This window comes from Isoptericola sp. NPDC056134, assembly GCF_042264825.1.
In the GTDB taxonomy this organism is placed as follows: Bacteria; Actinomycetota; Actinomycetes; order Actinomycetales; family Cellulomonadaceae; genus Isoptericola; species Isoptericola nanjingensis.
This window is the reverse complement of sequence record NZ_JBHJVM010000005.1, coordinates 265,654-270,824: the sequence shown is the minus strand read 5'-3', so window position 1 is coordinate 270,824 and position 5,171 is coordinate 265,654. Positions and strand designations below refer to the sequence as shown.

The 5,171-nt window shown below is 74.3% G+C and carries 4 protein-coding genes; 2 read left to right on the top strand and 2 right to left on the bottom strand.

Annotation, left to right across the window (positions count from 1 at the left end):
- Nucleotides 1-204 precede the first annotated feature (204 nt).
- The gene (locus tag ACFCZN_RS07670; protein WP_429765478.1) at nt 205-1,596 is read left to right on the top strand and encodes an amino acid permease; all 1,392 of its coding nucleotides are present in this window, start codon (nt 205-207) and stop codon (nt 1,594-1,596) included.
- On the opposite strand, the gene ACFCZN_RS07665 is transcribed toward ACFCZN_RS07670, so the two are convergent.
- Nucleotides 1,568-2,911: an NAD(P)/FAD-dependent oxidoreductase gene (locus ACFCZN_RS07665; protein ID WP_430556375.1), complete on the bottom strand. Its 1,344-nt coding sequence runs from the start codon at nt 2,909-2,911 to the stop codon at nt 1,568-1,570. The two genes, ACFCZN_RS07670 and ACFCZN_RS07665, sit on opposite strands and share 29 nt — an antisense overlap.
- 35 nt (nt 2,912-2,946) lie before the next feature.
- Between ACFCZN_RS07665 and ACFCZN_RS07660 the strand changes: the two genes are divergently transcribed.
- Nucleotides 2,947-3,609: an MOSC domain-containing protein gene (locus ACFCZN_RS07660; protein WP_430556374.1), complete on the top strand. Its 663-nt coding sequence runs from the start codon at nt 2,947-2,949 to the stop codon at nt 3,607-3,609.
- Here ACFCZN_RS07660 and ACFCZN_RS07655 read toward each other — a convergent pair.
- A complete protein-coding gene (locus ACFCZN_RS07655) occupies nt 3,563-4,729 on the bottom strand; it encodes a hypothetical protein (RefSeq protein ID WP_430556373.1) in 1,167 nt (388 codons plus the stop codon). The genes ACFCZN_RS07660 and ACFCZN_RS07655 overlap by 47 nt on opposite strands.
- Nucleotides 4,730-5,171 lie beyond the last annotated feature (442 nt).

The window sequence follows — 5,171 nt, the reverse complement described above, 5'->3', positions numbered from 1 at the left end:
CGCCCTGCTGCTGAACGACCGCCCCCGCCAGACCCTCGACTGGGCCAAGCCCGCCGAAGCACTCAACCGCCTACTCTTGGCAGCCTGACGACGCGTGTTGCGACGACCGCTTGAACCCGCCGGCTTGCGGGTTGTCAGGGCCACGGGCGGGTTTTCATGGTCCTGGTCCTGACAACTCGGCGGGGCGGGTTAGCGTGGTCGGCCGTGAGCACCCCCACGGAACCCGGCACGACGGCGCACGAGGCCCGGCTCGCGCACGGCCTGCGCACCCGCCACCTGACGATGATGGGCCTCGGCTCCGCGATCGGGGCAGGCCTGTTCCTCGGTGCCGGCGTCGGCGTCGCGACCGCGGGCCCCGCCGTCCTGGTCAGCTACGCCATCGCGGGCGCGCTCGTCGTCCTCGTGATGCGGATGCTCGCCGAGATGGCGTCGGCGCTGCCCGCGTCCGGCTCGTTCTCGGTCTACGCGGAGGCGGCGCTGGGCCGCTGGGCCGGGTTCCTGCTGGGCTGGCTGTACTGGTTCACGCTGATCATGGTGCTGGGCGTCGAGGTGACGGGCGTCGCGGGCATCGTCAGCGGCTGGTGGCCGGACGTGCCGCAGTGGGTCGTGGCGGCCGTCGTCGTGGTGGTGCTCGGCGGCATCAACCTCGTGGGCGTGCGGCAGTTCGGCGAGTCGGAGTTCTGGTTCGCGGCGATCAAGGTGGCCGCCATCCTCGCGTTCCTCGTGGTGGGCGTCCTCATCGTCGTCGGCGTGATCCCGGTGACGGGCAGCGTGCTCGGCGACTGGGCCGCGCACGGCGGCTTCGCCCCGGCGGGCTGGGCGGGCATCGCGGCAGGCCTGCTCACCGTCGTCTTCGCGTTCGGCGGCATCGAGATCGTCGCGATCGCCGCCGCCGAGGCCCGCGACCCGCGCACCGCCGTCGCCCGCGCCACCCGCACCATCGTGTGGCGGATCCTGCTCTTCTACGTGGGCTCGGTCGCGATCATCGTCGCGCTGATCCCCTGGGACGACGCCGCGGCGCTGGAGTCGCCGTTCGTCTCCGTGCTGCAGCTCGCCGGGTTCGACGGCGCCGCACGGCTCATGGAGGTCGTCGTGGTGCTGGCGCTGCTCAGCGCGTTCAACGCGAACGTCTACGGCACGTCGCGGATGCTCTTCTCCCTCGGCCAGCGCGACGACGCGCCGCCCGCCACCACCCGGGTCTCGCGCCGCGAGGTGCCGTGGGTGGCGGTGCTCGTGTCCGTGTTCTTCGGCGTCGTCGCGGTGGGGCTCAACTGGCTGCTGCCCGCCCAGATCCTCACGATCCTGCTCAACGCGGTCGGCTCCGCGCTGTTCGTCGTGTGGCTGCTCATCACGATCTCCCAGCTGCGCCTGCGGCCGCGCCTCGAGGCCGACGCCGCGCGCGCCGGGGAGCCGCTGCGCCTGCGCATGTGGGGCTACCCGTACCTCACGTGGGTCACGCTGGCGGGTCTCGTCGCGCTGGCCGGGCTCATGCTCTCCGACCCGGCGGCGCGCGCCCAGCTCGCCGCCACCGGCGGGCTGGTCGTGGTGATCCTCGCGGTCTACGCCGTCACTCGCCGGGTGCGCGCCGCTCGCTAGCGAGGCCGTCGGCGCCGTCCGGGCCGGCGTCCGGCTTCGACGGCCGGATCGTGGGCACGTCGCCGACGATCGGGATGGGCCGGCGGTGGAACGGGAAGCCGTACCGGGTGACCAGGCCGGCGAGCGTCGTGACGCGGTTGCGGGGGCCGACCAGCGACATGATGTGCACGAACAGCCACACCAGCCACGCGAGCCCGCCGGTGAGCCGCAGCATCTTCGACGTCACGGGCAGGGTGATCTCGGCGATCGCGGCGCGGCGGCCTATGACCGCCATCGTGCCCTTGTCGTGGTAGCTCAGCGGCTCGGTGGCGCGGCCCTCGAGCAGCGCGAGGATGTTGCGCGCCACCTGCTGGCCGCCCTGGATGGCGGGCTGGGCGAGCTGCGGCAGCCAGTCGGGCGTCTCGGCGATGTCGCCGATCGCGAAGACGCCGGGCCGCCCCTCGACCTGCAGGTCGGGGCCGACGGCGATGCGGCCGCCCTTCCGGCGCGGCAGGTCCCAGTCGTCCACCTCGGGGTGCGGGCCGACGCCCGCGGACCACACCGTGAGGTCGGCGCGGATGCGGGTGCCGTCGGTGAGCACGACGGCGTCGGGCAGAACCTCCGCGACCCCGGCACCCAGGTGCAGCTTCACGCCGCGGTGTCCGAGCTCCTGCGCGGCGTACTCGCGCAGGCTCGGGTGGAACGCCTTGAGCAGCTCGGCGCCGCGCTGCACGACCGTGATCTCGAACGCGTCGCCGTGGATCTCGGGGTAGGCGGGCGCGAGCCCGGCGGTGCGCAGCTCCGCGAGTGCGCCCGCGACCTCGACCCCGGTGGCGCCGCCGCCCACCACGACGACGCGCAGGCCGTCGTCGGTCTCGGGCGTGAACGCGGAGTTCTCCAGCCGGATGAAGAGCTGGTCGCGGATCCGCAGCGCCTGCGACCGCGAGTACATGCCGAACGCGTTCTCCTTGGCGCCCGGGGTGTCGAAGAAGTTCACGGTGACGCCGTTGGCGAGCACGAGGTGGTCGAAGGAGACCGTCTCGTCGTTGGCCAGGCGGATGGTGCGCGCGTCGTGGTCGATGCCGACCAGGTGCTCGTGCAGCACCCGGAGGTTCTTCTGCTTCAGCCGCAGCCCGCGCAGCCAGTAGGTGACGTCGCCCGGGTTCAGCCCGCCGGTGGCGACCTGGTAGAGCAGCGGCTGGAACGTGTTGTACACGCGCCGCTCGACGAGCGTGACGCGCACCGGCGCCTTCGCGAGCGCCTTCACCACCGCGAGACCGCCGAACCCTCCACCGACGACCACGACATGGGGAAGGTTCTCGCTGCGCTCGCTCACGGGGACCACGGTAGGTGACCTGAGAGGATGCTGCCGTGCCCGAGCTCCTCGCCGTCTGCCGCGTGTTCGCCCTCCTGCCCGACGCCGGGACGGTGGGTGTGACAGCCATCGACAAGCGCCCCGTGGACGGGCGGGTCAAGGCCCGCCCGTACGGGCTGTACGCGGACGTGCAGGCGGACCGCGCCAACCACGGCGGCCTGGACCAGGCGGTGTACGCGTACTCCCAGGAGGACGCCGAGTGGTGGGGCGAGGAGCTGGGCCACGAGGTCACGCCGGGGCTGTTCGGGGAGAACCTGCGCACCCGCGGGCTCGAGGTGAGCCGCGCCGTCGTCGGCGAGCAGTGGCGCGTGGGCTCCGCCCTCCTCGAGGTGACGCAGCCCCGGGTGCCGTGCCAGACGTTCGCCCGCCGCCTCGACTCGCCGCCGCGCTGGGTGCGCCGGTTCACGCAGGCGAACCGGACGGGCGCGTACCTGCGCGTCGTCGAGAACGGCGACCTGGGCGCGGGGGACGAGGTCGAGGTGGTGCGCCGGCCGGCGCACGGCGTGACGCTGGCGGACTGGTTCGGGGCGTACAACCGGCTCGACGGAGCGCCCGTGCTCGCCGACGTCGCGAAGGCCCTGGTCGTGGCCCACGACGGCGGCGAGCTGCGCCTCAGCGACGAGCTGCGGGAGCGGGCGCAGCAGGCCCTGGATCGCTGACCGGCCCGACGCCGTACCGGTGCCCGGCGTAGCCCCAGACGGCGAGGGCGAGGGCGGGGCCCCAGAACCAGGCGGGGAAGTACAGGGCCCCGGCCCAGCCCATCAGGACGAGCATGGGGACGGCGGCGCCGCAGAGCATGACGGCGACGATCCCGCCGGGCACGATGGCGGCGGCCGGCGGCACCGGACGCCCGGCGCGAGGGCCGAACCAGCGCGGCAGGCGCTCGCCCCACGGGAGGATCAGGCCGAGCGTGAGGATGATGCCCATCCAGGCCCCGGACGAGAGCGACAGCCCCTGGATGCGGACGGCGAGGGGCAGGGTCTCGCCGGTGGCGAGCTGCGGCCACGGGGTCAGCCAGGTGAGCCGGACGAGGGCGTACGGCAACGGACCGAGCGCCGCGACGACCGTGAACAGGGTGCGGTGCCGCGTCACCCAGACCGTGGCCCGGCGCAGGGACCCGCGCCGCCAGGCGGCCACGAGGGCCAGCCCGGCCCAGGCCGACGCCGCCGCGAGCGGCAGCAGCACGGCGAGCAGGCCCCAGCGCTCCCGGGCGAGGCCGGCTGTGACGGCGCCGATCCACGTGCCGAACGCGTCGTGGACGAGGACGACGCCGACGACGGCGGCTGCGGCCGCGAGCAGCACGGGGATACGCCAGACGGGACGGGTGCGGAACACCTGCACCCCCGCCCAGGCGGCGAGGACCGGGACGGACAGGGCGACGAGGTAGCCGGCGACGCTGAGCGTCCCGGACCCCTGCGCGAGGAGCCCGAACACGAGCACCTGGACGACGGCGACCGGCGCGACGGCCCGGCTCGGCTGCTGTCGGGTCGCGAGCACGACGGCGGCCGTGGCGGTGCCGAACAGCGCGACCGCGAGCAGCAGCCAGGTGAGCGGCACCCCGGGCGCGAGCGCGTGCCCCAGCGTGTTGTCCGCCTCGCGGAACGGGTCGACGTCCGGCCGCGTGGCGAAGAACCCGAGCAGGGCCGCCGTCGCGGCGGACGTGACGAGCGCCGCGCCGGCGAACCGACGGTCCGGCGGCGGTGCCTGGGGGTTGCTGGTGTCGTCGCCGGCGTCGGGGCCGCGCCGGGGGAGTTCTCTGGGGACGGATGTGCTGGTCATCGTGCTGCCTCCGGTCGGGTGGGTGGGTGTGCTCCCACGCTCGCGCTGCCGCGCCGCGGGGGCTTCCCCCGTGCGGGGGAGCGACGTCCCCCGCGCACGGGAAGCTGTGCGGCCGACGTCGTCAAACCGCACCGACCACCCGATCGAAGGAGCCTGCGAGCCGGGTCCTCAGCCGATCCGCGCCTGCCCTTGTGGGGGTGGTCGCGAACCGCTACTCTCGAACACATGTTCGAAGACGACGGAGCGAGAGTCGCGCCGCCCGCGGCCGTGCACCGTCGTCCTCGGGCGCTCGGTTCCGGTGCGGCCTGTGCCCCGGTCGCGCCGGAACCGCCCTCGTCGGGGGGGGGGGGGGAGGAAGGAGGGGGGGGTGGAGGGGGGGAGGGAAGGAAAGAGGAGGGGGGGGGGGCGGGAGGGAGGAGGAGAGGTGGCATGGGGGAGGAGG